Origin of the sequence: Leptolyngbya sp. DQ-M1, from assembly GCF_039962505.1 — a bacterium.
Taxonomy (GTDB): Bacteria; Cyanobacteriota; Cyanobacteriia; order Leptolyngbyales; family Leptolyngbyaceae; genus Leptolyngbya.
Window position 1 is genome coordinate 407,716 of record NZ_JAMPLJ010000003.1, and the last position, 25,897, is coordinate 433,612.

The 25,897-nt window shown below is 47.6% G+C and carries 29 protein-coding genes, 1 tRNA gene and 1 other annotated feature; of the genes, 10 read left to right on the forward strand and 20 right to left on the reverse strand.

Annotated elements, in window-relative coordinates:
* Window positions 1-24 precede the first annotated feature (24 nt).
* Genes NC981_RS11655 through NC981_RS11665 form a run of 3 tightly spaced genes read right to left on the reverse strand, consistent with a single transcriptional unit; the run spans window position 25 to window position 978 of the window.
* Complete coding sequence (locus tag NC981_RS11655) at window positions 25-540, reverse strand: hypothetical protein (RefSeq protein ID WP_348242969.1); 516 nt, start codon at window positions 538-540, stop codon at window positions 25-27.
* Window positions 537-707, reverse strand: a complete 171-nt coding sequence (locus NC981_RS11660; protein WP_348242970.1) for a hypothetical protein — start codon at window positions 705-707, stop codon at window positions 537-539. Before NC981_RS11660 ends, NC981_RS11655 begins: the two co-directional genes overlap by 4 nt.
* Window positions 685-978 carry a hypothetical protein gene (locus tag NC981_RS11665; protein ID WP_348242971.1) on the reverse strand — a complete coding sequence of 98 codons (294 nt, stop codon included), beginning with the start codon at window positions 976-978 and terminating at the stop codon, window positions 685-687. Before NC981_RS11665 ends, NC981_RS11660 begins: the two co-directional genes overlap by 23 nt.
* A 41-nt stretch (window positions 979-1,019) precedes the next feature.
* Here NC981_RS11665 and NC981_RS11670 point away from each other — a divergent pair, with 41 nt between their 5' ends.
* From NC981_RS11670 to NC981_RS11680, 3 genes are all read left to right on the forward strand, one after another.
* Window positions 1,020-1,799, forward strand: coding sequence for a photosystem II S4 domain protein (locus NC981_RS11670; protein WP_348242972.1), 780 nt, complete (start codon window positions 1,020-1,022; stop codon window positions 1,797-1,799).
* Between the two features lie 399 nt (window positions 1,800-2,198).
* Window positions 2,199-5,156 (forward strand): response regulator, encoded by a 2,958-nt coding sequence (locus NC981_RS11675; RefSeq protein WP_348242973.1) that lies wholly within the window; start codon window positions 2,199-2,201, stop codon window positions 5,154-5,156.
* A 3-nt stretch (window positions 5,157-5,159) separates the two neighbouring features.
* Complete coding sequence (locus NC981_RS11680; RefSeq protein ID WP_348242974.1) at window positions 5,160-5,534, forward strand: response regulator; 375 nt, start codon at window positions 5,160-5,162, stop codon at window positions 5,532-5,534.
* Between the two features lie 294 nt (window positions 5,535-5,828).
* Here NC981_RS11680 and NC981_RS11685 read toward each other — a convergent pair whose 3' ends face one another.
* From NC981_RS11685 to rplS, 9 genes are all read right to left on the reverse strand, one after another.
* Window positions 5,829-6,290: a hypothetical protein gene (locus NC981_RS11685; protein ID WP_348242975.1), complete on the reverse strand. Its 462-nt coding sequence runs from the start codon at window positions 6,288-6,290 to the stop codon at window positions 5,829-5,831.
* Between the two features lie 122 nt (window positions 6,291-6,412).
* Window positions 6,413-6,805 carry a 50S ribosomal protein L7/L12 gene (gene rplL, locus NC981_RS11690; protein ID WP_190376524.1) on the reverse strand — a complete coding sequence of 131 codons (393 nt, stop codon included), beginning with the start codon at window positions 6,803-6,805 and terminating at the stop codon, window positions 6,413-6,415.
* 36 nt (window positions 6,806-6,841) lie between these two features.
* Window positions 6,842-7,375 carry a 50S ribosomal protein L10 gene (gene rplJ, locus NC981_RS11695; RefSeq protein WP_348242976.1) on the reverse strand — a complete coding sequence of 178 codons (534 nt, stop codon included), beginning with the start codon at window positions 7,373-7,375 and terminating at the stop codon, window positions 6,842-6,844.
* Between the two features lie 34 nt (window positions 7,376-7,409).
* Window positions 7,410-7,554: a sequence feature (ribosomal protein L10 leader region), on the reverse strand.
* Window positions 7,555-7,564: 10 nt separating this feature from the next.
* A complete protein-coding gene (gene rplA / locus NC981_RS11700) occupies window positions 7,565-8,281 on the reverse strand; it encodes a 50S ribosomal protein L1 (RefSeq protein ID WP_190376526.1) in 717 nt (238 codons plus the stop codon).
* Window positions 8,282-8,327: 46 nt separating this feature from the next.
* Window positions 8,328-8,753, reverse strand: coding sequence for a 50S ribosomal protein L11 (gene rplK / locus NC981_RS11705; RefSeq protein WP_190376527.1), 426 nt, complete (start codon window positions 8,751-8,753; stop codon window positions 8,328-8,330).
* A 25-nt stretch (window positions 8,754-8,778) separates the two neighbouring features.
* Complete coding sequence (gene nusG / locus NC981_RS11710) at window positions 8,779-9,405, reverse strand: transcription termination/antitermination protein NusG (protein ID WP_190376528.1); 627 nt, start codon at window positions 9,403-9,405, stop codon at window positions 8,779-8,781.
* Window positions 9,402-9,623 (reverse strand): preprotein translocase subunit SecE, encoded by a 222-nt coding sequence (gene secE / locus NC981_RS11715; protein ID WP_190376529.1) that lies wholly within the window; start codon window positions 9,621-9,623, stop codon window positions 9,402-9,404. The genes nusG and secE overlap by 4 nt, the downstream gene beginning before the upstream one ends.
* A 109-nt stretch (window positions 9,624-9,732) precedes the next feature.
* Window positions 9,733-9,805: transfer RNA gene (locus NC981_RS11720), tRNA-Trp, on the reverse strand.
* Window positions 9,806-9,861: 56 nt separating this feature from the next.
* Window positions 9,862-10,227: a 50S ribosomal protein L19 gene (rplS, locus tag NC981_RS11725; protein ID WP_190376530.1), complete on the reverse strand. Its 366-nt coding sequence runs from the start codon at window positions 10,225-10,227 to the stop codon at window positions 9,862-9,864.
* A gap of 229 nt (window positions 10,228-10,456) precedes the next feature.
* Between rplS and cbiM the strand changes: the two genes are divergently transcribed.
* From cbiM to NC981_RS11745, 4 genes are all read left to right on the forward strand, one after another.
* Window positions 10,457-11,173, forward strand: a complete 717-nt coding sequence (gene cbiM, locus NC981_RS11730; protein ID WP_348242977.1) for a cobalt transporter CbiM — start codon at window positions 10,457-10,459, stop codon at window positions 11,171-11,173.
* Between the two features lie 12 nt (window positions 11,174-11,185).
* Window positions 11,186-11,515 carry a PDGLE domain-containing protein gene (locus tag NC981_RS11735; RefSeq protein WP_348242978.1) on the forward strand — a complete coding sequence of 110 codons (330 nt, stop codon included), beginning with the start codon at window positions 11,186-11,188 and terminating at the stop codon, window positions 11,513-11,515.
* Window positions 11,516-11,605: 90 nt separating this feature from the next.
* Window positions 11,606-12,391, forward strand: coding sequence for a cobalt ECF transporter T component CbiQ (gene cbiQ / locus NC981_RS11740; protein WP_348242979.1), 786 nt, complete (start codon window positions 11,606-11,608; stop codon window positions 12,389-12,391).
* On the forward strand, window positions 12,381-13,154 hold the full coding sequence (locus tag NC981_RS11745; protein ID WP_348242980.1) for an ATP-binding cassette domain-containing protein: 774 nt from the start codon (window positions 12,381-12,383) through the stop codon (window positions 13,152-13,154). Before cbiQ ends, NC981_RS11745 begins: the two co-directional genes overlap by 11 nt.
* Here NC981_RS11745 and NC981_RS11750 read toward each other — a convergent pair.
* On the reverse strand, window positions 13,139-13,633 hold the full coding sequence (locus NC981_RS11750) for a glutathione peroxidase (RefSeq protein ID WP_348242981.1): 495 nt from the start codon (window positions 13,631-13,633) through the stop codon (window positions 13,139-13,141). The genes NC981_RS11745 and NC981_RS11750 overlap by 16 nt on opposite strands.
* 307 nt (window positions 13,634-13,940) lie before the next feature.
* Here NC981_RS11750 and NC981_RS11755 point away from each other — a divergent pair, with 307 nt between their 5' ends.
* The 3 genes from NC981_RS11755 (at window position 13,941) to NC981_RS11765 (ending at window position 18,186) form a co-directional block, all read left to right on the forward strand.
* The gene (locus NC981_RS11755; RefSeq protein ID WP_348242982.1) at window positions 13,941-16,697 is read left to right on the forward strand and encodes a pitrilysin family protein; all 2,757 of its coding nucleotides are present in this window, start codon (window positions 13,941-13,943) and stop codon (window positions 16,695-16,697) included.
* 566 nt (window positions 16,698-17,263) lie between these two features.
* On the forward strand, window positions 17,264-17,575 hold the full coding sequence (locus NC981_RS11760; protein ID WP_190376537.1) for a DUF6679 family protein: 312 nt from the start codon (window positions 17,264-17,266) through the stop codon (window positions 17,573-17,575).
* Between the two features lie 479 nt (window positions 17,576-18,054).
* On the forward strand, window positions 18,055-18,186 hold the full coding sequence (locus NC981_RS11765) for a hypothetical protein (RefSeq protein ID WP_348242983.1): 132 nt from the start codon (window positions 18,055-18,057) through the stop codon (window positions 18,184-18,186).
* A gap of 68 nt (window positions 18,187-18,254) precedes the next feature.
* Here the strand turns inward: NC981_RS11765 and NC981_RS11770 are convergent, their stop codons facing one another.
* The 7 genes from NC981_RS11770 to bchL form a co-directional block, all read right to left on the reverse strand.
* Window positions 18,255-19,040 (reverse strand): HNH endonuclease, encoded by a 786-nt coding sequence (locus tag NC981_RS11770; RefSeq protein ID WP_348242984.1) that lies wholly within the window; start codon window positions 19,038-19,040, stop codon window positions 18,255-18,257.
* 120 nt (window positions 19,041-19,160) lie between these two features.
* Window positions 19,161-21,785, reverse strand: coding sequence for an ATP-dependent chaperone ClpB (clpB, locus tag NC981_RS11775; RefSeq protein WP_348242985.1), 2,625 nt, complete (start codon window positions 21,783-21,785; stop codon window positions 19,161-19,163).
* Between the two features lie 185 nt (window positions 21,786-21,970).
* Window positions 21,971-22,540 carry a Uma2 family endonuclease gene (locus tag NC981_RS11780; RefSeq protein WP_348242986.1) on the reverse strand — a complete coding sequence of 190 codons (570 nt, stop codon included), beginning with the start codon at window positions 22,538-22,540 and terminating at the stop codon, window positions 21,971-21,973.
* A 10-nt stretch (window positions 22,541-22,550) separates the two neighbouring features.
* On the reverse strand, window positions 22,551-22,712 hold the full coding sequence (locus NC981_RS11785) for a PCP reductase family protein (protein ID WP_348243237.1): 162 nt from the start codon (window positions 22,710-22,712) through the stop codon (window positions 22,551-22,553).
* A gap of 235 nt (window positions 22,713-22,947) precedes the next feature.
* Window positions 22,948-24,354 (reverse strand): ferredoxin:protochlorophyllide reductase (ATP-dependent) subunit N, encoded by a 1,407-nt coding sequence (locus NC981_RS11790; protein WP_348242987.1) that lies wholly within the window; start codon window positions 24,352-24,354, stop codon window positions 22,948-22,950.
* A gap of 25 nt (window positions 24,355-24,379) precedes the next feature.
* Window positions 24,380-24,787 (reverse strand): DUF5331 domain-containing protein, encoded by a 408-nt coding sequence (locus tag NC981_RS11795; protein ID WP_190376542.1) that lies wholly within the window; start codon window positions 24,785-24,787, stop codon window positions 24,380-24,382.
* 88 nt (window positions 24,788-24,875) lie between these two features.
* Window positions 24,876-25,736 carry a ferredoxin:protochlorophyllide reductase (ATP-dependent) iron-sulfur ATP-binding protein gene (gene bchL, locus NC981_RS11800; RefSeq protein WP_068393180.1) on the reverse strand — a complete coding sequence of 287 codons (861 nt, stop codon included), beginning with the start codon at window positions 25,734-25,736 and terminating at the stop codon, window positions 24,876-24,878.
* Window positions 25,737-25,897: the final 161 nt, after the last annotated feature.

The window sequence follows — 25,897 nt, forward strand, 5'->3', positions numbered from 1 at the left end:
TGTGAACTGCGATCGAGACTCATCCTAAGTCACACCAGGTTCCGCATATCCCTGCAAGCTTTCAGGATCAAACGCTCTCAAACTCCGAGTCGCTTGCCGAATCAACGTATCCGAACCGTTAACCACAATCAAGTATTTCCCAGCATTGAGCCGATTGCGATAAGGCAGAGCATCCCCGCCACCAACCACCATACCCACACCACCACCCACAAACACACTGCCCATCAATCCCGACAGTCCGCCAAGAATACCTGCGATCAGCGGACTCCCAATTTCACCCGCCCACGCGAACGTATCCAATCCAGTAATCACATTAAATGCCGCACCGCCCACAAACCCAAACGGCACCAACCACGAAGCCATCAAGCGCACCTGTTTTCTCGCGGTTTCATTCGGATCAATCAAGCCATATTCATCGGCACTCTTATAGCCCCGTCCCAAAATCGTAATCTTATCCATTGGCAAGCCTTCTTTTTCCAATGCCGAATATGCTGCTTCTGCTTGAATCCGATCGCTTAAAACTGCCACTAAATAACTCATCTTCCAGCCCTCAAAACTGCTTCAGCCGTCAATTGCAATCGAGAAAACGTCGGGGAAATCACCATCTCACTCCGTCTAAACTGTCCAACTTCAACATAGTGCTCTGCCTCTAGCTGAAGAACGATGACAACTTCCCGTTCAGGATCAATTAACCAATACTGCTGCATCGAGTTCTGCAGTTAGCACTAGCAAATCTGCATATCGAACAGTCGCAGCACGGCGTTTGACCTCAATCTCTGCTTTTAGGTTCAATAGATAGTACGGTACTCCAATTTCGATCAGCTTCGATAACAGGAACATTGCAATCTGGAGATTTAGATAGCTCTCACTCGGCAGCTCAACTAACACCCCATCCACTAACTCATATCGGGTGTCAGTCCCGCCGTTATAGTCTAAATATTCCTCAATACTGGTAAATCTTCGTTTCGTTTGGGTCATGCTGTAAGTTCGATAAAATATAGTTTTAATCTCTATTTGTTATGTTACCAAGGGAAGACCTCCTCAAAGGCGTAGAAAACCGAGACACGATCGCACGTGTGATCGACCAAGCAGAACAAGCAATCAAAACCTGGGAAGTGGTCATCAGCGACTTTCTCTCACCCCCAGAACTCGCAGAAGTTCAGAGATCGTTTTCCCGCCTCACCGAAATTCAACTCATCGTCTGGGGTGGCTACCCGCAAGCCGAACGTCAAAGAGTAGCGATCGCTCGTGCTGAAATACCGCTCGAGCCAGCGCAAGTTCAACTCGCTGCCCTTGATATTGCTGGAAATTTCCTGTTTGACTCAGCAACTCATCGAGATTTTTTAGGCGCAATTCTCGGCACAGGCATCGTGCGGGAAAAAGTCGGTGACATTATTGTTTTAGGAGAGCGCGGCGCACAAGCCATCGTCATTCCCGAACTGGTGGAATTTCTGCAAACCAATTTGAAACAAGTGCGATCAGTGCCCGTACAAATCGAGCCAATTCCATTCGAGGAATTGAAAATCCGCGAACCCAAAAAGAAAGAACTGACTACCGTTGAAGCATCCATGCGGTTAGATGCGATCGCGTCTGCAGGCTTTGGCATGTCGCGCAGTAAGATGGCAGATTTAATTTCAGCAGGCGATGTGCGCGTGAACTGGAAAGAAACAACTTCAACGAGCTACTCGGTAAAATCCGGAGATCTCATTGCAATTCGCGGCAAGGGGCGAGTTGAAGTGGGAGAAGTCATGGTGACGAAAAAAGATCGCTACCGGGTTCAACTAACGCGCTTTGTCTAGTTATGACCAAGCGCAAGGAGTCCCGAAAGCGACGTGCAGGGCAATAATATCGATTCGATCAGGGGTGTAATACCGCAACGATCACTTATATACAGCGTTCACAAATCAAGTGGGTATAAAAGTGACGATCGCGTTTCATGACATGATTATCTAAACTTCAGTAAACCGCTGGAAAAAGTTGGACAATCTAGGTTTGGATGTAAACTTACATTGCGTAAGAATGTGTAACTCTACACCGTGGTTAAGCAACTTCAGCAAGAGTTTTCGCATAATGATCCGCAGTTTTGCTGTACATCGTGCGATCAAAGTAACTTAGTTTACTGAAGTTTCGCACTCAGCCCAGTAATCTCTCTGAAACGCACGATCGTCTCCCTGCTTCATCGCCAAGGCTCAAACAACGTGAAACGCATTATCAAGCACTGGGCACGTCCGATCTCACTGGTTGGATTACTGGCGATATTTACACTGCCACTGACCGTCGTTGTCCAGCAGCTTGTTGCCGAAATTGACACTGGCATCACCTTTACTCGCCAGGAGAAGCTGGGGCTAGAGTACAATTATGCGCTGCGAAAACTGCTCGAACAAGTGATAGCCCATCGATCGCAGTCCCAGTCCTCTACAGCCAAGCGCGATCGCGCCAAAATTAAAGCCACGCAAACCGCCGTTCAACGCACGATCAAGGCAGTTGACACACTCCAGTCCCGCGCCAAAAACGCCTTGAGAACCGGGGACAACTGGAAATTTATCAAACGCGATTGGCAAGACATTCTCAATCAACCTGCAACCTCTGACCCGAACGCAAGCTTTAAACTGCACTCTGACTTAGTTGAAAAAATTCTGGCACAGATGATTCATGTTGGAGATACCTCAAACATGATTCTCGATCCAGAACTGGATACTTATTACCTGCTCAACACTCTAATTCTTCAACTACCAGCGACGATCGAACACACCGCCCAAATTCAAGCGATCGGATTGTCAACTCAGACCCAAAAATTTGAGCTAGATGACAAAGCAAAGTTAATGTATTTGTACAGTGCGCTCAACAGTCAAATCGACACGATCGCAAGAGCCAGACGCACGGTTTTTAATTACAATTCATCTATTCAAGCACCGCTTCAAGCTCCAGCCCGAACCAGCCTGAATCGCGCCCGTGAATTCATCGAACTCATCAATATCCAAGCATTTTCTAGCGTCAGCTTTCAATCGAGTTCGTTTCCACCCCCCGGAGAAGACGCAATCAAGTCCCACTTTCAGCTTTACGATGCGATCGCGCCCACCGTGGATCGTCTACTCCAAGTGCGCCTCGATCACTACAACGAGCGCAAGCATCGGGCAATTGGATTTACCGTTTTGGTTTTAGTGGCGATCGTCGGCATCTATGCCGCGCTAGCGCGAAACTTTGCACAACGAAAACGAGCAGAAGTCGCCGTGCAGCGAGCAGAGGAGCAATATCGCAGCATCTTTGAAAATTCCACAGAAGGCATCTTTCAAACCTCTCCAGACGGGCGATTTCTCAGCGCGAATCCGGCATTGGTTCGCATATATGGCTATGATTCAGCAGAAGAGTTAATGCACCGTCTCAGCAATATCAAAGAGCAGCTTTATGTCGATCCAACAGTGCGCGATCACTTTGTGCAATGGGTTGAAGAGTACGATCGCGTGTCTGAGTTTGAGTCGCAGGTTTATCGCAAAGATGGCAGCGTGATTTGGATTTCCGAAAGTGCAGCAGCCGTGCGTGATGCGAAGGGTCAGTTACTGAATTACGTCGGCATTGTTCAAGATATTAGCGATCGAATTCGCAACGAAGAAGAACGCAACCGCATTTCCGAAGCACTTTACGTTGCAAAAGAAGCCGCTGAAGCTGCAAATCGATCGAAAAGTCAGTTTCTTGCCAACATGAGCCACGAACTCCGCACTCCGCTGAATGCGATTATTGGTTACAGCGAGATTCTCCAAGAAGATGCGATCGATCTAGGCTATGACGACATTCAACCGGATTTACAAAAGATTCGCAATGCAGGCAAACATCTCCTGGATTTGATCAACGACATTCTCGACATTTCCAAAATTGAAGCAGGCAAGATGGAATTATATCTAGAGACATTCGCGATCGAACTTCTAGTCGATGAAATTGAAGCCACAATTCAGCCGTTAATTACCCAAAATAACAACACTCTTAAGATTATAAAAGTTAATAGCTTAGGTGACATCTGTGCAGATTTAACCAAAGTCCGACAAGTATTACTAAATTTACTCAGTAATGCCGCAAAATTTGCAGAAAACGGGACGATCACACTATCGATTCAAGAGCATCGTTCAGACGGATGGGTAGAGCTTGCGATCGCCGATACAGGCATTGGCATGACGGCCGAACAAATCAGCCATCTGTTTGAAGCCTTTACGCAAGCAGATGCGTCTACCACTCGTAAATACGGTGGTACAGGACTCGGACTTGCGATTAGTCGCAGGTTCTGTCAAATGATGGGCGGCGATATCACCGTAGAAAGCGAAATTGGAAAAGGTTCAACCTTTACAGTTCGATTACCGCTACAAGTCTCACCCTCCCTCTCAGAAACATCCCCCACCCCCCACTCCCCAACCCCCAACCCCAACGCTGCCAAAATTCTCATAATCGACGACGACCCCTCAGCCCAAGAACTCATACATCGCGCTCTCGCCAAAGAAGGCTTTCAAGTCCTCACCGCCTCATCCGGCGAACAAGGAATCGCAATGGCGATCGAACATCAGCCCGCTGCCATCACACTCGATATCTTGATGCCGAAGACGGATGGCTGGTCGGTGCTGAAAGCCCTGAAAGCCAACCCGCAACTAGCAGACATCCCGGTCGTAATTCTCACGATCGTTGATCAGAAAAATCTCGGCTTTGCGCTAGGAGCCTCTGACTATCTCACGAAGCCGATCGACTACAAGCGCCTCAATCAAGTCCTCAAAAAGTATCTCACTACTCAGCAGGAACGAATCCTAATCGTTGAAGATGATGACGCAACTCGCGAGCTATTCAAGCGAACGCTTGAAAGAGAAGGCTGGAACGCAATCACGGCTCGAAATGGCAAACTTGCCTTATTAGAGGTTGCAGCACAGCAGCCAGATTTGATTCTGCTAGATCTGATGATGCCAGAAATGGACGGCTTTCAGTTCATCACCGAGTTACACCGCGTCGAAGCGTGGCGATCGATTCCCATTGTGGTGGTCACAGCAACAACGCTCACAACTTCGGAATACTTGAGCCTTCATCAATCCGTTGAGCAAATCCTCCAAAAAGCAGCCTACAGCCGCGAGCAATTGCTGGCGGAAGTCCGAAGCCTGGTCGTTGAACGAATTCGCCAACCATAACCTATGACAAGAATTTTGCTAGTAGAAGATAACGAAGTCAATCGCGAAATGCTATCGCGCAGATTAATACGACGGGGTTTTGAACTTGCGATCGCAATCAATGGCATTGAAGCAATTGATCAAGCAAAAACATACCTGCCGGACATTATTCTCATGGACATGAGCTTACCGCTTCTCGATGGTTGGGAAGCCACTCAGCAACTCAAAGCAATCCCCGAAACCCAGCGAATTCCGGTGATTGCGCTTACCGCACATGCAATGGCAGACGATCGCGAAAAGTGCCTTGCAGCAGGATGCGATGAATACGACATCAAACCGATCGACCTACCGCGCCTATTGAGCAAGATTGAGATGTTGTTAGCGCGATCGGTAAAGTAGCGACAGTTCGAGCAATTTTTCGCTGATGATATTGAGCGATCGGAGCTGCAGCGTTGGGATTACCTGTTGTTGCACTAAAGCTACCACTAGCAGTAAGAGATTGACCTGCAAAAGTGCTATCCGCATCGATGAGAGAAGAGAGACCCCTTCCATTATCCTTAGCGAATCTGACAAGAAAATCAGGTAAAAGCCGCTGTCGAAAAATAGCTCGACGAACCTGTACTGATTGATCTTGAGAAAGCGTTTCTACACAGTGAAGTGGCGTATTTGGGTTAGCTGCAACCGCACAACGTACTAAGACAGAACTTCTCGACTCAGACATTCAAGCAGCACCTGAGAAGTATACCAACTGTTCGCAAGATTTACTCGAAGCGTTGCATTGTGGTGATTTGCAGCCCAGTTCAAGACAAAATTAGGTAGCCGTTCTAGGCGAAGAACATCAGGACAATACTGATATAACCGATATAAAAAATCTTCCTCTTCTAATAGCAACAAGGACATCACAGGGCTATACAAAACTTGTAGCGGAAACACCCAAGCTAACCTCAGCAATGTTTCCGGCGAAGTATTAGGATTTTGTGCGATCGCAAGACAAATTATGCTTTCCGGTAAGCTCTGTTTAAGTTGCTCGTCTAACCCGATTAGATTAATTCCAGGAAACCGACGCTTGAGCATCTCGATCGCAGTCTCTGCCATCTTCTGAAGTTGATTTGGTGGCATGTTGGGATTGGCTGCGACTGCTAGTGACAAATCCATGCAGAAATTCATGCTTTGCGATCAAATTTAATCGTTCGCGCTCAAATTGCCCAAATTCCAGCATTGCAACAAAAAAGGAGTCTCGACAAGAGACTCCTAACATCATCAGAATTAAGCAGCGACTATTTGACCGACACTTTACCGCCAGCTTCTTCGATTTGTTTCTTGATGTCTTCAGCTTCAGCCTTCGCAACACCTTCCTTGATCGGCTTCGGTGCAGCTTCTACGAGGTCTTTCGCTTCTTTCAGACCCAAGCCAGTGATACCGCGAACCACCTTCAGAACCGCGATCTTCTTATCAGCCGGAACTTCTTCCAGAACTGCATCGAATTCGGTCTTCTCTTCGACTTCTTCCGCCGGGGCAGCACCAGCACCCGGAGCCATCATCATCATGCCGCCAGCCGGAGCCGCAGCACTAACACCGAAAGCTTCTTCGATTTGCTTCACCAATTCGGAAGCTTCGAGCAGGGTCAAACCCTTTAACTTCTCAATAATTTCATCTGTTACAGCAGACATGGAACTAACTCCCTAAATTGAATTGTGTTCAGCAACTTACGCTGCTTCTTGGTCTTTCTCGGACAGTTGTTGGAGCGCTCTTGCCAAACCAGACGGCACTTCGTTGATACCGACTGCCAGCTTGGTTGCGACTCCATTGATTGCACCAGCAATTTGGGCAATGAGTTGTTCTTTTGAAGGCAGATCCGCGATCGCTTTAAGATCCGCTTCCTTCAGAACTCTGCCATCCATCACGCCGCCGCGCATTTCGGTCTTCTTGGCAGCTTTTTGGAACTCCTGGTAAGCCTTGATTGCGCCACCAAGATCGTCTTTGACCATCACAAACGCAGAATCACCTTTCAGCAATTCGCTCACCGCTTGCCAACGATCGTCACCCTCGGTTGCTTTGGCCATAAAGGTGTTTTTCGCCACCTGACAAACCGCACCTTTCGGACGCAGACGATTCCGTAGATCTGAGATTTCCGCCACGGTCAAACCACTGTAGTTAATGATGAACATCAACTGTGATTCGTTCAGCGTTTCTTTCAGATCGGCAACAATCTCTTTCTTGTTTGCTAACGTTCTTCCCACTCTTTCTCACCTCCTGATTTGGGATGTAGAGAATATCCAAAAACAAAAAACCCGACTTGATTAGAGCCGAGTTCGCATGATTTCTTTAGAACACAGTGAATGTGTCTCGAAAAATCAAACCTCGGCAGGACATTAAGGCGTAAACCACCTGCTGTCTTTGGTTTGGATATTCAGTTGAAAAACTTTTGTCTAAGCGGCATCTCCAACTTTGAGGTCGCGCAGGCTATTGATATCAACCTCGATCGAAGGTCCCATCGTGGACGACACATACATTGTACGCCAATAGCGTCCTTTTGCACCGGAAGGTCTGTTTCTATCGATCGTTTCTTGCAGCGCTTTCAGGTTCGTTAACAGATCTTCAGCCGAGAAGTTGGCTTTACCAAATAGAACGTGAACAATCCCGGTACGATCTGCCCGGAATTCGAGCTTACCCGCTTTGAACTCTGCGATCGCTTGCGCCAGATCAAATGTAACCGTACCGCCCTTCGGTGACGGCATCAAGCCACGCGGGCCTAAGACTCGACCAAGCTTCGCCACTTGCGGCATCACATCCGGAGTCGCAATCAACAAATCGAAATCCATCCGTCCTTTTTGGATCTCATCGATCAGTTCTTCCGAACCTGCAATGTCTGCTCCCGCGTTCGTTGCTGCCGTAACGTTCTCGCCTCGCGCAATCACCGCAACTCGAACTTCTTGTCCAGTTCCCTTCGGTAGTGCGACTGTGGTTCTGAGCTGTTGGTCGCTGTACTTCGGATCAATACCGAGTCGGATGTGCGCTTCTGCGGATTCGGGAAATTTCGCCGTTGCCGTCTCTTTCAGCAGTTCTAAGGCTTCTAAAGGTGTGTAAGCCTTGTCTTGGACTTTGGCACGCAGTTCTCTCGTGCGCTTTGATAGCTTCTTTACCATGTGTCTCCTGGGGTAATCGCGAGATAATCTCTCCCCCGAATAAAGGTTAGTCGGTGATGGTCACGCCCATGTTACGAGCGGTTCCTTCGATGATCTTCATTGCCGCTTCGACATCATTTGCGTTGAGGTCGGGCATTTTGGTTTTGGCGATGTCTTCCAATTGAGCGCGGGAAATTTTGCCCACTTTCTTTTTGTTCGGTTCGCCAGATCCAGTCTCAATTCCAGCCGCTTTTGCAATCAGTTTTGATGCGGGCGGGGTTTTGAGAACAAACGTAAAACTACGGTCTTCGTAAACTGAGATTTCTACAGGAACGACCATGCCCGCTTGATCTGCGGTTCTGGCGTTGTATTCCTTGCAGAACATCATGATATTCACCCCGTGCTGACCGAGCGCAGGGCCGATCGGCGGTGCAGGGTTTGCTTTGCCAGCATTAATCGCCAGCTTAATCACTGCGGTTACTTTTTTTGCCATCGATTCTTGACTTTCTGGAAGTCGATTAGATTTTCTCTACTTGATTCACTTCAAGTTCAACCGGGGTTTCTCGCCCAAAGATTGACAGAAGTGCTTTGAGCTTGTTCCGCTCTGGGCTAACTTCGATCACTTCCCCTTCAAAGTCCTTAAACGGCCCTGAAAGTACCGTAATCTTATCGCCCGTCGCCATGTCGATTTTTCTGACTGGCTCCTGCTCTTGGGACTGTTTGAAGATGCGTTCGACTTCTCCATGTCCTAGTGGCATTGGTTTAACGTGACCCCGCCCGCGTCCGTACCGTCGCTTTTGTTCTGCACCGACGAAGTTGATCACGTTGGGGGTGTTCTTAATCACCTGCCACGTTTCATCATCCATCACCATTTTCACAAGAACGTAGCCTGGAAAAACTTTCTCAGCGGCTTCCTTGGCTCGTCCGTCTTTCTGGTGTCTGAGAATCGGCGTTTCAGGAATTTGAACTTCCAAAATCCGGTTCGCGACATCAAGGGTTTCGATGCGCTGCTCTAAGTTCATCTTCACGCGCTTTTCACAGCCCGATGCCACTTGCACAGCATACCAACGGGCGCTTTTTGACAACACCTCATCCTGGTTGTCGTCAGCGCGATCGTTTTGCGTTTCGTCTGAAGTGTATGTCATCCGAACACCTTCACTTGTGCCCAATGAAAGAGTTGATCGACGAGATAGATCGTGGTTGCAGAGAGCGTGACCATCAAAATCACTGAAATGGACTCACCGATCAGTTGCTGACGGCTGGGCCAAACGACCTTATCCAGTTCTTCCTTCGTTTCCTTAGCAAACTCGTTCGGGTCAAATCCTGATTTTTGGGGAGTTAAGACCTCTTCTTTCTTTGCCACCGCTGGTGCTCCATTAGCGCTCGACCGACTTTCTATAATAAAGACTTTTCTCGATCGCGGCACACGATCCGATCAAAATCGCTACTCATGCAAAATCAGAGTAATTCAGCGCGCCCTGGAGGACTTGAACCCCCGACATCAGGTTTTGGAGACCTGCGTTCTACCAACTGAACTAAGAGCGCATATGCTGAACGACTCTGATTGCGTTCTGTATCTAGTTTACCAGCAATTGGACAAACTAGGTTAAAGGACGATCGAAACGCTGCTTCAAGCGAGTTGCCTTACCCACACGATCGCGCAGGTAGTACAGTTTCGCCCGACGCACTTTCGCCCGACGAATCACTTTGATGCTTTCAATGCGTGGAGAGTGAATGAGGAAGACTCGCTCCACTCCAACACCTTGAAACACACGCCGCACCGTGATGTTTTGCGTGATGCCCGTACTGCGTTTTGCAATAACGACACCTTCATAGGGCTGCGTCCGTTCCTTGTCGCCCTCTTGAATGATCACGCCGACACGAACCGTATCCCCGATATAGATCGTGGGGATATTGTCTTTCATTTGTTCCGCTTCGATCGAGCGGATGATTTCTTGCGCTTTCATAAAGGGCGTGTAAAACTCACAATCGCGTATCTTAGCGCATCAATTGTCGTTTCGTCTATAGCAATTTCGGAAGTTTTTTGGAAAAAGAGGTTTGAATCTTAAGTCAGGCTTAAATTCGGGCGATTATCCCCCCATGCAGGATTGAATTCTTAGAGACCGATCAACTCTACTAAACGTTTAGAACTCGCTACAGGTTTTCTCACAAGGATGTCTCGTTGGAGATAAGTTCATGCTTTCTGTGCTATTTTTTCCGCACCATTTGGCGTTGCACATTCCAGATGGCTTTTTAAATTTACCTGTCACATTGCTGACTTGGGTATTTGCGATCGCTTTGATTGCAATCAGTCTCAACCGAGTTCAGGCAGAGTATCAAGACCGTGTGGTTCCCCTGATGGGGGTGTGTGCGGCATTTATCTTTGCGGCTCAGATGATCAATTTTCCGATTCCGGGGGGAACTTCAGGACACTTGCTTGGTGGAACTTTGGCGGGTGTCTTGTTAGGTCCTTGGGCGGGATCGCTAGTCATGACAGTCGTGTTTATTGTTCAGTCCCTGTTGTTTCAAGACGGCGGAATCACTGCGCTGGGAGCCAACATCTTTAACATGGGATTGATTGGCACGTTTGGTGGCTACTACTTGTATCGATCGATTCGCAATATGATCGGGCGCGATTCTACGAAATCTGTGCTGATTGGAGCCGCGATCGCAGCTTGGACAAGCGTTGTAATTGCGGCACTGGTTTGTGCAATTCAGCTCGCGATTTCAGGAGCCGTACCGCTCGTCGTTGCGCTGGTTGCAATGCTGTTGTGGCACGTCATGATTGGGATTGGTGAAGCAATCATTACCGTCGTGGCATTGAGCTATATCTTGAAAACTCGCCCGGATATGGTTTACAGAGCACCCCGTGCTGCTATGCAAGAGCTTCCTCGATCGTACTCTTCACGTTAAAAAGGTAGTGCTATGACTCAAGCTTCACAAACTCGAAATCGCGCTTTTATTATCTCCGGTTTAGGAATTGCTTTGTTGGTTGCAGTGTTTCTTTCTCCGTTTGCTAGCTCTGATCCAGACGGACTCGATCGCGTCGCTCAAGATCAAGGCTTTGAGAAAAAAGCGGCAGAAGAACCGATCTCACACAAGTTACCGTTTTATCAAATCTTTGAGGAATATCAGTTGCGGGGTGTTCCTGAGCAAATCGCCACTCCCGCAGCAGGCTTAGTCGGAACGTTAGTTGCGTTTGGATTAGCTTGGGGGGCTGGAAAAGTTCTGGTTCGTAATCGTGAGCATGATTGATTAGGATTTGCTTCAAAGTCCCCCACCTGTGGGGGATTTAGAGGACGAACCCCAAAGCTTCAATGATTCAAGTAATCCAATTTAGACTCGATGATTTTATTGCACATTGGCGCACCGCATCTTGCTGAAGCTGAAGAAAAGAAAACGGTTTGGCATCGATTAACACCACGATCGCGCGTGTTGTGCGTGTTGTTATTAGTATTCGCGATCGCGTTAACCCCGAACGGTCGCTGGTGGACTTGGGCAATTTATGGAAGCGCGATCGCGCTAATTGTCCTAGCGAGCCGTGTTCAATTATCAGTTTTATTGAAGCGAGTTGCAGTAGAGTTTGTTTTTATTGGCGTAGTCATTCTTGGAACGTTGTTTCGAGGCGGTGGTGATGTTTTATTCCAATGGGGTTGGATACAAATCACAACTGAAGGCTTAACTATTTTAGGAAGTATTGCCCTTAAAGCACTCTTGTCATTACTGATTCTGAATACTTTAATTCTCACAACCTCGATCCCAGCATTACTTCATGCGTTGGCTGCACTGAAGATGCCGCCGTTGCTCGTTGCGATTCTTGCATCGATGTATCGGTATATCTCCGTGTTGAGTGATGAATTTAGCTCGATGCACAAAGCAGCTCGATCGCGCAACTTGTTGGGCAATTCCAAACGTCAGCGCACGGTCATCGGGAATATGTTCGGCTCATTGTTCATTCGCACTTATGAGCGCGGCGAACGCGTGCATCAAGCCATGTTAGCGCGGGGTTATCAAGGTTTACCTCCGATTGCAGAGGTTCAGAAAGGGGGACGGCGCGATATTTTAGCGTTAACGATTACGATCGCAGTCTTATTGTCCGGTCAAGCACTTTATCTATTTCATGCACCATAATCCGATCGACATCTACAATCTTTCCTATGCTTATCCAGACGGCACTCAAGCACTCAATGGAGTGACTGTTTCCATCGCTGCCACAGAACGAGTGGCTTTAGTCGGTGCAAACGGGTCTGGAAAATCAACCTTACTCATGCACTTTAATGGCTTGATTACGCCGCAAGTGGGTCAAGTGCTCGTCGGGACGCTGCCAGTCGAGGCGCAGAATCTAAAACGGATTCGCGATTTTGTCGGGCTTGTGTTTCAGAACCCAGATGATCAACTGTTCATGCCGACGGTTTGGGAAGACATTACCTTTGGCCCAATGAATCAAGGCATTGCTGGACAGGAACTCAGAGATCGATCTATTCATGCAATGCGCTGTGTTGGACTCGATCCCGAAACGTATGGATCGCGCAGTGCAAACGGTTTATCAGGTGGAGAGAAAAAAAGAGTCGCGATCGCAGGAGTTCTGGCAATGCAGCCGCAAGTTCTCGTTCTCGATGAACCCTCGGCACAGCTTGACCCACGATCGCGTCGTCAGTTGATTGAACTGTTAGATACGCTGCCGTTGACGCAGCTAATTGCAACCCATGATTTAGATTTGGCGTTAGAACTGTGCAATCGAACGATCGTTTTAAGCAAAGGGCGAATTGTATTCGATGGTGAAACTGAGCGAATTATGAGCAATCCAGAGCTATTAGCTGAACATGCTCTAGAGCCACCTTTAAGCTACAGTCGCCCGTACTGTCAGCTTGAAGATGCTTACAACAATGCCTGAATGTCTTTTTCAATGTCTTCAGGCTTGGTGGTCGAAGGATAGCGTTTGACGACTTGACCGGAGCGATCGACTAAGAACTTCGTGAAGTTCCATTTGATGCCTTCTGTCCCAAAGATTCCGGGTGCAGCTTTGGTCAGGAATTTGAACAGCGGATGTGCATTTGCTCCATTGACATCCACTTTTTCAAACAATGGAAACGTCACGCCAAACCGCATTTCACAGAAGGATTGAATTTCGTTAGCGCTTCCGGGTTCTTGTTGTCCAAACTGATTACAGGGAAATCCCAAAACTGCAAATCCTTGATTCTCATATTTATTGTGAATCGATTGCAATCCCTGATACTGAGGTGTAAAACCGCACTGACTTGCAGTATTCACAATCAGCAATACTTTATCTTTGTAGGCGCTAAGTGAAACAGGCTGACCTTCGATACTATTCGCTGAAAAATCGTAGATAGAGGGCGATGTTTGCGTAGTCATAGTGATCGTTGTGAAACTGCTCCTCTCAGTTTACAACTGCTTTATATTTCTTTACTGAGCTTGCAGGATGATCGATCCACGATCGACATCTCGCTCATACCAAATTGATTTGTGGATGCAACAGATTCTCGCCCCCTAAATCCCCCATTCTGGGGGACTTTGAGTATGATCTGTCGCATTCTATGTTTAATTCGGTATCACACCTGCAAACGCTAGATTGCAAACGCTAGAGTGGAACCTGCTCGACGGTCTAAGGTCTAGGCTTTACAGACCAAGCATTTTCTACCATAGGCGCTTTAATCTTCCGATGTCTTTTCTAAAATTTCTTCAGCAATATCGCTTTGCCAGCTTTCTGTTTATGCTCTGTCTCAGCGCGGTACTGCTATCCAACTCGGTTCCTTTTCTACAATCCGCATCGGCGGCGGTTCCAGATTCCGTCACCACGACAGATACTGTTCGTAAGACTGTTCTTGATAACGGATTAACGGTCTTAACCAAAGAAGTTCCAACCGCTCCAGTCGTCACGGTACAAGTTTGGTATCGCATTGGATCGCGGGATGAAGCGGCAGGCGCGAATGGCATTGCCCACCAATTAGAGCATTTGATGTTCAAAGGAACGACCGATCGACCGATTCAGTTTGGTCGCTTGTTCAATGCGTTAGGCAGTCAATCGAATGCATTCACTAGCCACGATCAGACCGCATATTACGGCACGGTTCAGCGAGATAAATTGCAATCGCTGCTAGCACTCGAAGCCGATCGAATGCAGAATGCTTTGATCAACTCCGATTCATTGACCAGTGAAAAGCGAGTAGTAATCTCGGAATTGCAAGGCTATGAAAATAGCCCGGACTATCGGCTCGATCGTGCGGTGATGAGAGCAGCTTTACCAAATTCACCGTATGGATTGCCTGTGGGTGGCACAAAAGCGGATGTCGAGAAATTTGAAGTCGAGCAAGTTCGTAACTACTACAGCAACTATTACAGCCCGGACAATGCCACATTAATTCTAGTGGGCGACTTCAAGACAGAACCCACTCTGCAAGCGGTGAAGGAATTGTTTGGCAAAGTTCTGAAGCGGGAAAAGACCAATACCCCGAAACCGACTGCAACGGCTGCGAAACCGACAAAGCAAACTCAACCGATCGTGCTACGAGAGCCAGGTAGTGCTCCTTTGCTCAGTGCCGTTTATCCTTTACCCAATGCAACTCATCCAGATGTGCCCGCGCTGCACGTTCTAGATCTCGTTCTCACTCAAGGTCGCAGTTCTCGTTTGTATCAAGCCCTCGTCGAAACCGGATTGATTAGCGGTTTCAGTGGCTATCCCGCAAACATGATTTCAGGCGGATGGTATGACCTTTCTGCTACCGCTGCCCCAAATCAGGACTTGACCAAGGTTAGTGAGGCAATTCAAACGGTATTCGCAGAGGTTCGATCGCAGGGTGTGACCCAAGAAGAACTCACCCGCGCTAAAACCCAGCTAAAATCCTCAGTGCTTCTGAGAAATCGTGACATTACTAGCCAAGCCTTCCAACTTGGGGACGATCAAACCACCACAGGAGATTACAAATACACCGATCGCTTTTTGGCAAACGTCGATCGTGTGACTCCTGCTGACTTACAGCGAGTTGCTAAAACTTATTTCACGCCAGATAAAGCGACGATTGGATTGTTTCAACCTACGACGATCGACAGCAAATCTGGCAGCGCTGTGAATGCAGGTCAAACCAGTGAGAAGTTTAATGCGGGACTGCCTGTTGATCCGGCTCAGGTGGCAAAATACCTGCCTACGGTGCAACAAGGCGATCGCACTCCACAAGCTCTACCCGAAAAATACGTGCTGCCAAATGGCTTGAGAGTTCTACTCATGCGCGATACCAGCACTCCAACGATCTCGCTCAGTGCTGCGATACAAGCGGGTTCAGAATTTGATTCCAACACAAAGGCAGGACTGGCAAAACTAACGGCAGACAACTTAACGAACGGCACAACAACCAAAGATGCGCTAACCCTGGCGAAAACGCTTGAAGATCGAGGAATCAATTTTGGCGTTGACACCAACCGAGAAAGCGTTCTAGTGAATGCTAACGCCCTATCCGAGCACCTGCCGATCGTGCTGCAAACCTTATCAGACATCGCGCAGAATGCAACGTTTCCCGATCGAGAACTCGAACTTTCTCGCGCCCGATCGCTGACCACGCTCAAAGTTCAACTCGATAACCCTGCCGTTCTTGCTCGTCGTGTCTTTCAGCAAACCGTTTACCCGGAAAATCATCCGTTCTACAGCTTCCCCACCGAAGGCAGCCTAACAGCGATTCAACGTCAGGATTTAGTCAACTTCTACCGATCGCACTACCGACCGGATAAGACGATCGTCGCGCTGGTAGGCGATTTTGATCCAATCGCAGTCAAATCGCTGATCGAAAAAGAATTAGGCGGCTGGAAAGCGACTGGAAAAGCGCCAACTCTGACCTTCCCGCCCGTTTCATCTCCAAGTGCAACCGTTCGCCGTTATGCTGCGATTCCGGGCAAAACTCAATCCGTGACGCTAATTGGCTCAGCCGGAATCGATCGCCGCGACCCACGCTTTTATAACGCCTCCGTGATGAATCAAATTCTCGGCGGAGATACCCTATCGAGTCGATTGGGGTCAGAAGTGCGCGATCGTCAAGGACTCACCTACGGAATCTACAGTTTCTTTCAAGCAGGCAACCGTCCTGGCCCGTTCGTGATTTCGATGCAAACGGCTCCCGAAGATGCCGATAAAGCGATCGCTAGCACGGTCAATCTCTTAGCCCAAATCCGCACCAAGGGCGTGAGTACAACCGAAGTAGTGACGGCGCAGCGATCCATCACCAATAGCTACCCCGTTGACTTAGCAAACCCCGATCAACTTGCCAGCGTTCTCTTAATGAACGAGATGTACGGCTTGAATGCGATCGAGCTGCGACAGTATCCGAATCAAATTGATGCGGTGACGCAGGCTCAAGTGAATCAAACTGCCCAAGACCTACTTCGACCTGAACAGGTCATCATCGTTACAGCAGGCCCACCAAAGTCGTAATTTCTCGCAGTTAAGATTAAGTTTTCTTAAAGGGTGTGTCTAAGCTGTCACATCCTTTTATTTTTTTAATAGGAACGCGCAGAACAATTCAAATCTAGTACAGATGTTCTATTCAATCGACAATCGGTTCGTTAAAATGGAAGTAGAATTAAGTACCTGTTGGTTTACTGCCTTCGGGAACCCTTGATACGCGATTTCGAGCCTCTGGCTAACTCCGGATTACCAGCGTTATCTACCGATTTGAATTGAGCTTGTCTTGATTCAGATTTTGCGCCAAGTCCCTTTACTGCCTCAACAATGACTTTAAGAGTGTCTCCCCAGTCCCGACTCCCAGGCCACGACCGTGTTGCGCTTCAAATCCTGTCCTTGGTGAGAAAGCTTTTGCCTGATCCAGCGCTAGGCTTGATTGTATGAATACTCTGCCCCTGGATCAGATCAACCGAATTGCGATCGCACCCTACCCATCCCGTGCCATTGCGCTCAAATCTGTTTGATGAAAGACGGCGGCAGAATCGAAGCTGCAGTCTAATTTAGTGATATTCGAGTAATTCGCTCAGGAGAAGCATATGCTACACCGCAAGATCTATCAACTCTGTTGTGATGGTCGTGAAGTTTGGATCTTCTTGCGGGATCAACAACGCTGGATCGAACGCGCCAAGATTCTAGATATCGAAGGAGATTTGGTGACGTTGCGTTATGAGACCGACGAAGAAGACGAGAACTGCTCTTGGGAAGAAATGGTACGGCTCGAAAGCATTGGAGCGGTAACTCAAAAACTCTCCTCTGTGCCGAAAGGATGTGTTGATCCGCTCGTATCGGATGATTGCCCCGAAGCCGAACAGATTTCTAATCCTCCGTCCGATAAGCGCGAAGACTAAGGGAATCTATATCGCAACAATAGGGAGAAGGGCTGATTGCCCTTCTTTTTTTAGGGTCTAAGCGGCGAAGCCCTGATTTGAAGAGATGACCCACTTAACATACAGGTGATTCGACAGGTGATTCGACAGGTGATTTGATTCTGGTATCTGCACTGCACAACTTGTCTTAACATCGTGGTTGATCGTACCGCAGTCGTCCAAGTTTGCGATCGCTGCCACGGACTCACCAACCGCTTGAATCAGCCAACGAAGGTAAGATAATCTTGCTTGCCTGGAGTACAAAGAACTCTATGGATGAACCACCCACAATCGAGATTCGTTTATCGCTTGAGTTTCAGCAGAGCCTTAGCAAACTTGCCAAGAAATATCGGAATATTGAGCCTTCAAGGCTTGCGGAGTGAGGAAAGCTCATGAATTTGCTGATCTAAGGCGAGATTGGTACTCAAGGTAATCTCGCCTTAGATCAGCAAATTCAGAATGTGACAAATCAACGAGTGTGGGTGCTCATCCTTGCCTCAGAAGTGGAAGATCAGTTTGATCCAGATGATCCACCCGTTGACGCAATTAAAGCCAATTTACAAAAAGCACTGCATCAGGTTAGGACAAGATAAACAATTCTACTTTCTCAACTCTGGAGCGACATTGAGTAAAACTGTAATGATTACCTACTTGATTAACCCTAGTTTGTCAGGTTCAGAATGGGGGCTTGGCACTGAAAAATATGATAGTGTCTCCACAGTAGAACTTCGCTAGGCATCCATTCTGAAAATCTTGGACAATAGATAACTTTGTCTTCAAATTCTGCATACTTACTGCTACTCAGCAATACTGAAAGACAAACTTTTCTAGTTCTAGGATGTACCGAAATTAAGTACCTATCAAACAATTTATGAATATCTGCCCTCAGTAACAATCCATTGGAAATCGAATTTGAACCGCCTTTTGCGAAAGGATCAATATGAGAAGCTTCTAATGCAGCCGGAACATCACAACCTGTAACAGCACAGCGATTTTCGTACACTTTCAGCAAGGTCTGACGAAATTCTTTCTGCTTAGGACGAGAAAGAGTTATGACACTGACTCTCTGAATCTCTTCCTCAATATCAGTTTCAGCAATAGGTGAGAAATAATGAACTTTAGCGGCAATTCGTTTTTCGATTTTTTCAAGCTGCTTTGTTAAACGTGTAATTTCTCTCCTTCTTTCAAGCATCCTTATAGCTTCAAGATGCTCAGGTGATCCTGCTCTACCAATATATTTTCTTGTACGGCTTCTTTTGCTCGAAGCTTCAATTGTTGAATTTTCACTACACCATCTAGCTTGCCTAAAGTTCCGACTGCCGACTTTATCAACTTCAATCCATGCTCCTTTTGGAGCAACCTCACCTGATTCAAAAACACAGGAAATCGCCTGTAAAATCTTTTTACGCTCGTCCCCAATTGTATCAAAAGCTTTTTGGAAACTCATGGGCTGCTTATGATAACTATTAGTGTAATTTTGCCCATATAGAGCAGTTGTAAAACTTCCCAAAATAAAAGGGTGAGAGCAATCTCACCCTAATCGCAATGTTCAATCGTCCAGACTTTATTATTGTGTTGTCACCACTTCCGCAGGTAAGCGCTTGAACTCTAAGCGCTCAGTGTCACCGACATCGACGAAAATCGTATCGCCTTCCGTGTAGTGTCCGCGTAGGATTTCTTTCGCGATCGCCGTTTCCAATTCTCGCTGAATCGCCCGCTTCAATGGACGCGCTCCGTACACTGGATCAAAGCCCACTTCAGCTAAGAAATCTAAGGCAGCCTCGGACAACTTCAGCGACATCTTGCGCTCTGCCAATCGGCTCTCCAACCGCTTGACTTGAATCTTGACGATTTCGCGCAGTTGCGATTTTTGCAAACTGTGGAAGATGATGATTTCATCGATTCGGTTCAAGAACTCAGGACGGAAGCTCGATCGCATTGCATCCATCACCCGCGATCGCATCTCTTCGTAGCGATCGTCGTCTCCACCGTATTCAAAGATGTACTGTGAACCGATATTCGAGGTCATGATGATAATGGTGTTTTTGAAGTCCACCGTGCGACCTTGCGAATCAGTGACGCGACCATCATCGAGAATTTGCAGCATCACGTTAAACACATCTGGATGTGCTTTCTCAATTTCGTCGAACAGAATCACTGAGTACGGACGACGACGAACGGCTTCCGTTAACTGTCCGCCTTCTTCGTAACCGACATATCCAGGGGGCGCACCGATCAAGCGGGAGACGGAATGCTTCTCCATGTACTCAGACATATCGATCCGCACCATTGCTTCCTCGGTATCAAACAGGTAAGCAGCAAGAGCTTTAGCAAGCTCGGTCTTACCGACACCGGTTGGGCCTAAGAAGATAAAGCTGGCAGTCGGACGGTTTGGATCAGCAAGTCCAGCTCTCGATCGCTGAATCGCATCGGATACCGCCGTTACCGCTTCATCTTGTCCGATCACTCGTTTGTGCAGAACATCTTCAAGCTGTAAGAGCTTCTGCATTTCAGATTCAACCAGCTTGCTCACTGGAATACCCGTCCACTTAGAAATGATTTCAGCAATATCTGCCTCAATCACTTCTTCACGCAGCAGAGATGTACCAGATTTCTGGGCTTGAGTCAGACGGGCTTCCGCTTCTTCAACTTTACGGTTCAATTCATTGAGCTTGCCGTACTTCAATTCAGCTGCTCTGTTAAGGTCATAATCGCGCTCAGCTTGCTGAACTTCAAGGCTAACTTGATCAATCTCTTCTTTTAGCTTCTTAAGCTCATCAATCACGCCCTTTTCAGCTTGCCATTGAGCATTGAGCTTCGATTGGTCTTCTTTGAGATCTGCCAGTTCGCGATCGAGGCGTTCTAATCGATCTCGAGAAGCTGCATCACTTTCTCCCTTAAACGACAGCTTCTCCATCTCAAGCTGGAGAATCTTGCGATCGACCTCATCCAACTCTTCTGGTTTCGAGGTAATCTCCATCTTCAACTTCGCAGCAGCTTCGTCTACGAGGTCGATCGCTTTGTCAGGCAAGAAGCGATCGCTGATATAACGAGTCGAAAGCGTTGCGGCTGCAATCAAAGCAGAGTCCGAAATCTTAACCCCGTGGTGAACTTCGTAACGTTCTTTCAGCCCGCGCAGAATCGAAATGGTATCTTCAACCGTTGGCTGATCGACAAAGACCTGCTGGAATCGCCGCTCAAGGGCTGCATCTTTCTCGATGTACTTGCGATATTCATCTAAGGTTGTTGCACCAATACAGCGCAATTCACCCCGCGCCAGCATCGGTTTCAGCAAGTTACCCGCATCCATCGCGCCTTGAGTCGCACCTGCACCGACGACCGTATGAATCTCATCAATAAATAAGATGATATTGCCGCGAGAATCAGTGACTTCCTTCAGAACGGCTTTTAACCGCTCTTCAAACTCACCGCGATATTTCGCACCTGCAATCAGCGCCCCCATATCTAAGGCAATCAGCTTGCGGTCTTTCAGCGATTGCGGCACATCTCCGCTCAAAATACGCTGTGCTAAACCTTCAGCGATCGCAGTCTTACCCACACCCGGTTCCCCAATTAAAACCGGATTATTCTTGGTTCGACGAGACAGGATTTGAATCGTGCGGCGGATTTCGTCGTCTCGTCCGATCACGGGGTCGAGCTTCCCTTCGCGAGCATACTGAGTCAAATCACGCCCGTATTTCTCTAGAGCTTCGTATTTGTTTTCTGGCGTTTGGTCAGTCACTTTTTGATTACCCCGAACTTGTTCGATCGCGTTTCTCAGCTTCGCTTCATCAACTCTAAATTCTGTCAGTAGAGCCTTTCCGAAGCGACTATCTTGGGCATACCCTAACAGCAAATGTTCGATCGAAATAAAATCATCCTCGAACTGTTTGCGATAGTCTTCAGCGCGATCAAGCAGCGAATCGGCACTGCGTCCCCAATAGACATTCGTGCCGCTCCCCGATACTTTCGGCTGACGACGGATAAATTCATCGGCTCGATCGCGCACTCGATCGACAGGAACAGCCAATTTATTGAAAATGCTAATCGCTAAACCGTCTTGTTCCAGCAGCGCCTTCATCAAGTGTTCGGTTTCAATCTGCTGTTGCTGTACCTGCTTTACGATCTCTGGAGTGCGGACGATCGCTTCCCAGGCTTTTTCGGTAAATTTTTCGGCATTGGTTGGCTGCATCGCGTTCCCCTCATAAGATCGATCGTGATAAGGACATTGTAGAGAAGCGATCGACCTTGGCGAGATCGGAGTACCGCCCTTTACCCGTCCAAATACCCGAAGAGTATGATTAGAAAATCCTTGATGGTAGAGATGGCGATGAGGCGATTAATCGAGAGATTTATGGCGACGACCTCTAAGCTGAGTTAATCAAAATCGAGATCGGTGAAGAGTTCCGCGATCTCTAACCGAAATCCATCCACTACTTCTTCACCGTCAAGGAAGTCAGTCTTTTTTAATAAACGATCGGGCGTTGCACTCCGATAAACAATCACCGATTCTTCGTCAGGATTAATGACCCAAACTAAGCGAGAACCGCTCTCGAAATACTCCACAATTTTCTGATGAATTTCTTCAAAGGTATTGCTTGGAGGAATAACTTCAACGGCTAGGTCTGGTGCACCCTCGAAGAATCCTCTAGGCAGTTTTTTCAAGCCTTTTAGTCGATCTTTTGCAACAAAGGAAATGTCAGGCGATCGCTTGTTCCCAGATTTCATCTTGAATGCCGTACTCGAATCGCAAACGACACCAAGCTTACGATCGACAACATAAACGACCATTCTTCCGCCCAAGAAGATGGCAATATATCCATGCTGCATTCCTGAGTTACCCACAATTCTTAATTCTCCGTTCACAATTTCGTAGCGATCGCCGTTGTCCGGCAATGCCATAAATTCCTCATCTGTCCAAATCTTGGGCTGTGCAGAAATGGTCATGGTGATGTCCTCAATTGCCAAACTTCTGTTTAGCTTGATCGTAGATCTCAGATGTAATTTGAGTTGCGCCCATTTCTTGAGCGAATTTCTCAATTTTCTTTCGGGCTGCTGGACGCACAAAGAAGGGAATTTCTTTTAATTTTGCCTCGGCTTCAGATGTCCACTCGATCATTAGTCCTCCTGCACTTGCTATGTTTGCCCTCATGTTTAGTCTAGAAGAACTGTTCTACTCGATCGATAACTTTTGCCAAACTTTTGAGTCTCGCTGGCAACTTGGACTCAAGTATCACAACCGACAAGGGAGCTTAAGTAAATCATGAGTAAATCAGGACATCCTGAACTGCGATGATTAAAAAACCCTCTAGAAACGATCATCCGCTTCTAGAGGGTCAGGTTTATCTCAGTCCTTAAATCTTTGCTTCTTCTTGCACCAGCTTCTCCCAGCCCATGTTCTGTAATGCACCATTGCGACGAAGCGGACGAGTGACAAGCTCTAAGATATCGCGAGTGTTGCTAAATCCATGAATTTGAGCGAAGGTAAACTCAACTGACCACTTCGTACTAATGCCTCGCGCCTCTAATGGATTGGCATGAGCCATTCCAGTGATGACCAGATCGGGCTTGAGTGCATGGATGCGCTGAAGCTGATTGTAGTTATCGGGCTTTTCGATAATCTTGGGAACTGGAACTCCCATTTCATTGCAGGTTTTTACCAGAAAATCGAGTTCTGCGGCTTGATAGCGCTTATCCATATAAGGAATACCAATTTCTGGACAAGTCATGCCACAGCGAATCAGAAACCGCGCTAGCGAGATCTCCAGCAGGTTATCCCCCATAAAGAACACTGACTTTCCACGAACCAATTGCAGATAATCCTCAACACTTTCCCAAATCTTTGCTTCTCGTTCTTCTAAGCCTTTGGGTTCAATGTTGAACACAGAACAAATTTTTTCGATCCAAGCGCGGGTGCCATCCGGGCCGATCGGGAACGGTGAGCCAATGAGCTTCGTTTTCCGTCGCCGCATTAACGTTGTAGCCGTCCGCGATAGAAATGGATTCACACCCGAAACATAGTATCCTTCTTCGATCACTGGAAGCTCTGTGTATCGCTTTGCAGGAAGCCATCCAGAGACTTTAATGCCTTGCTTCTTCAGCTCCAAAGTGAGCTGAGTGACGATCGGATCTGGTACTGATCCAAACATCACCAATGGCGGATGATCCACATACTCGGAATCCTGCTGTTTGATCTCTTCCTGCTTGCGCCCAAAGTTCATCAGCTTTTGAATGGCGTTGCGCTCTTCTTTCTCTGTTTCACCCGTAGGAGCTTTGGTCGGACAGCGTTGCGCCATTGCTGCAAGCACCGTGTCTTCGCCCTGAGTAAAGGCATAGTCTAGACCGTTAGCGCGAGCCACGACGATCGGAATTCCAATCTCTGCTTCAAGCTTTGGGGCTAGTCCTTCTAAATCCATTTTGATAATCTCAGTGGTACAGGTTCCGATGAACACAATCACACTGGGATTACGATCGCGCTTGACTTGTTCACACAGTCGTCTCAGTTCCTCGTAATCATTGAGCTGGGCTGAAATATCACCTTCTTCAAGTTCTGCCATTGCATAACGGGGTTCTGCAAAAATCATCACACCCATTGCGTTTTGCAGAAAATACCCGCAAGTTTTTGTCCCAATGACTAGGAAAAAGCTATCTTCAATTTTTTGATAAAGCCATGCAACACAGCTAATCGGACAAAAGGTGTGGTAATTACCGGTTTCACACTCAAATTGCAGAGCTTGAGGTTGAGGATCAGCGAGAGTCATAACAGTATTTCTCTAAATGAGGGTTTTATCGAGGAGCGCGATTCGATTGATGCGATCGATCCCGTCCTTCACAGGCTTCGTCTACTTCAGCAGGGCGGCGGGGCTTGACTTCAGGGGCAGAACTTGCAGGTAGATATTTCGGCTTTTCGGCTTGAAGCTGCTTGAGATGGATCAGTTCTTGCTCCGGGTCGAAGTTCAGTCCCAGGGCAACAATGATGCGATCGGGATGATTGCTCAAATCCACAATCAGCGGCAGGAGGTCAACGAGTCGCGGTTCTACACTGGAAAGCGCACCTAAGATGAAGCTGGATGACGGTCGCCGCTGTCCGTCGCAACTCACCCAAATCGATAATCGAGTAATCCAAGCGCGGTTTTCCTGGTAGTAGTCGAGCCAGCGATCTTTGAGCGATCGCCGCAGTTGATCAATGTTCACAAGTCAAATCAGGATAACGATAAAGTCAGCCTCAATCTAATCACATATCGCGATTTGCTTTCTCTATCCGTTACCCTTCATTCTTTCTTTAGACCATCATTAAATCGAGTTCTTCTTCGGCGGTTTTGGGCTGTTTTGGATTGAGGTAGAAGTCTGACAGCAGCGAGAACAATTCGCGATCTTGGGCATCTTTTGGCACAACGCCTTCTGGGTTTGCCAAAATTTGATCAGCAATGTTCAGATAGTAGTCGCAGACATAGTTCAGCGAGGGATCAGATTCTGCCATCTCGAACAATGTTTTTCCTTTCACCCGCGATACGCGAATATCTTCGATAAGCGGTAGCACTTCTAACACAGGCATGGGAACGGCATCGACGTATTTATCAATCAAATCGCGCTTTGCAGTTCGATTGCCGATCAGTCCTGCCAATCGGAGTTGATGTGTCCGTGCTTTTTCGCGCACTGAAGCTGCAATCCGATTGGCAGCAAACAGGGCATCAAATCCGTTATCAGTCACAATCATGCAGTAATCTGCATAGTTCAAGGGTGCAGCAAATCCACCACAAACTACGTCGCCAAGAACATCAAATAGAATGACATCGTATTCATCAAAAGCATTCAGTTCTTTGAGCAGTTTTACCGTTTCGCCCACGACATAGCCACCGCAGCCTGCACCTGCTGGCGGGCCGCCTGCTTCTACACAATCGACTCCTCCGTAACCTTTGTAGATCACATCTTCAGCCCAGACATCTTCGTAGTGGTAATCCTTTTCTTGAAGGGTGTCGATGATTGTGGGGATGAGAAATCCAGTCAGGGTAAAGGTGCTGTCGTGTTTGGGGTCACAGCCGATTTGTAGTACCTTTTTGCCGCGTTTTGCAAGTGCAACGGAGATGTTGCAGCTTGTCGTTGATTTGCCGATACCGCCTTTTCCGTAAACTGCGAGTTTCACTCTGGGTCTCCTGTCTTTTGTGAAGGGGTGAGCGCGGGTACGTCTCTATTTGCATTGTTGTTGATGTTTGCAGTTCTGCCTAGCTGTCGAAAGAAGAAGTTACATTGATAGCAGAAGTATGGTTCTGCTAAAAACCAAGAGAACCTACTAATCGACTCAGA

What these genes read in the sequence shown, in the direction of transcription:
- NC981_RS11655 (WP_348242969.1), bottom strand. Translation starts at nt 540, where the DNA reads ATGAGTTATTTAGTGGCAGTTTTAAGCGATCGGATTCAAGCAGAAGCA.
- NC981_RS11660 (WP_348242970.1), bottom strand. Translation starts at nt 707, where the DNA reads ATGCAGCAGTATTGGTTAATTGATCCTGAACGGGAAGTTGTCATCGTT.
- NC981_RS11665 (WP_348242971.1), bottom strand. Translation starts at nt 978, where the DNA reads ATGACCCAAACGAAACGAAGATTTACCAGTATTGAGGAATATTTAGAC.
- NC981_RS11670 (WP_348242972.1), top strand. Translation starts at nt 1,020, where the DNA reads ATGTTACCAAGGGAAGACCTCCTCAAAGGCGTAGAAAACCGAGACACG.
- NC981_RS11680 (WP_348242974.1), top strand. Translation starts at nt 5,160, where the DNA reads ATGACAAGAATTTTGCTAGTAGAAGATAACGAAGTCAATCGCGAAATG.
- NC981_RS11685 (WP_348242975.1), bottom strand. Translation starts at nt 6,290, where the DNA reads ATGGATTTGTCACTAGCAGTCGCAGCCAATCCCAACATGCCACCAAAT.
- rplL (WP_190376524.1), bottom strand. Translation starts at nt 6,805, where the DNA reads ATGTCTGCTGTAACAGATGAAATTATTGAGAAGTTAAAGGGTTTGACC.
- rplA (WP_190376526.1), bottom strand. Translation starts at nt 8,281, where the DNA reads ATGGTAAAGAAGCTATCAAAGCGCACGAGAGAACTGCGTGCCAAAGTC.
- rplK (WP_190376527.1), bottom strand. Translation starts at nt 8,753, where the DNA reads ATGGCAAAAAAAGTAACCGCAGTGATTAAGCTGGCGATTAATGCTGGC.
- nusG (WP_190376528.1), bottom strand. Translation starts at nt 9,405, where the DNA reads ATGACATACACTTCAGACGAAACGCAAAACGATCGCGCTGACGACAAC.
- rplS (WP_190376530.1), bottom strand. Translation starts at nt 10,227, where the DNA reads ATGAAAGCGCAAGAAATCATCCGCTCGATCGAAGCGGAACAAATGAAA.
- cbiM (WP_348242977.1), top strand. Translation starts at nt 10,457, where the DNA reads ATGCTTTCTGTGCTATTTTTTCCGCACCATTTGGCGTTGCACATTCCA.
- NC981_RS11735 (WP_348242978.1), top strand. Translation starts at nt 11,186, where the DNA reads ATGACTCAAGCTTCACAAACTCGAAATCGCGCTTTTATTATCTCCGGT.
- cbiQ (WP_348242979.1), top strand. Translation starts at nt 11,606, where the DNA reads ATGATTTTATTGCACATTGGCGCACCGCATCTTGCTGAAGCTGAAGAA.
- NC981_RS11745 (WP_348242980.1), top strand. Translation starts at nt 12,381, where the DNA reads ATGCACCATAATCCGATCGACATCTACAATCTTTCCTATGCTTATCCA.
- NC981_RS11750 (WP_348242981.1), bottom strand. Translation starts at nt 13,633, where the DNA reads ATGACTACGCAAACATCGCCCTCTATCTACGATTTTTCAGCGAATAGT.
- NC981_RS11755 (WP_348242982.1), top strand. Translation starts at nt 13,941, where the DNA reads ATGTCTTTTCTAAAATTTCTTCAGCAATATCGCTTTGCCAGCTTTCTG.
- NC981_RS11760 (WP_190376537.1), top strand. Translation starts at nt 17,264, where the DNA reads ATGCTACACCGCAAGATCTATCAACTCTGTTGTGATGGTCGTGAAGTT.
- NC981_RS11770 (WP_348242984.1), bottom strand. Translation starts at nt 19,040, where the DNA reads ATGAGTTTCCAAAAAGCTTTTGATACAATTGGGGACGAGCGTAAAAAG.
- clpB (WP_348242985.1), bottom strand. Translation starts at nt 21,785, where the DNA reads ATGCAGCCAACCAATGCCGAAAAATTTACCGAAAAAGCCTGGGAAGCG.
- NC981_RS11780 (WP_348242986.1), bottom strand. Translation starts at nt 22,540, where the DNA reads ATGACCATTTCTGCACAGCCCAAGATTTGGACAGATGAGGAATTTATG.
- NC981_RS11785 (WP_348243237.1), bottom strand. Translation starts at nt 22,712, where the DNA reads ATGATCGAGTGGACATCTGAAGCCGAGGCAAAATTAAAAGAAATTCCC.
- NC981_RS11790 (WP_348242987.1), bottom strand. Translation starts at nt 24,354, where the DNA reads ATGACTCTCGCTGATCCTCAACCTCAAGCTCTGCAATTTGAGTGTGAA.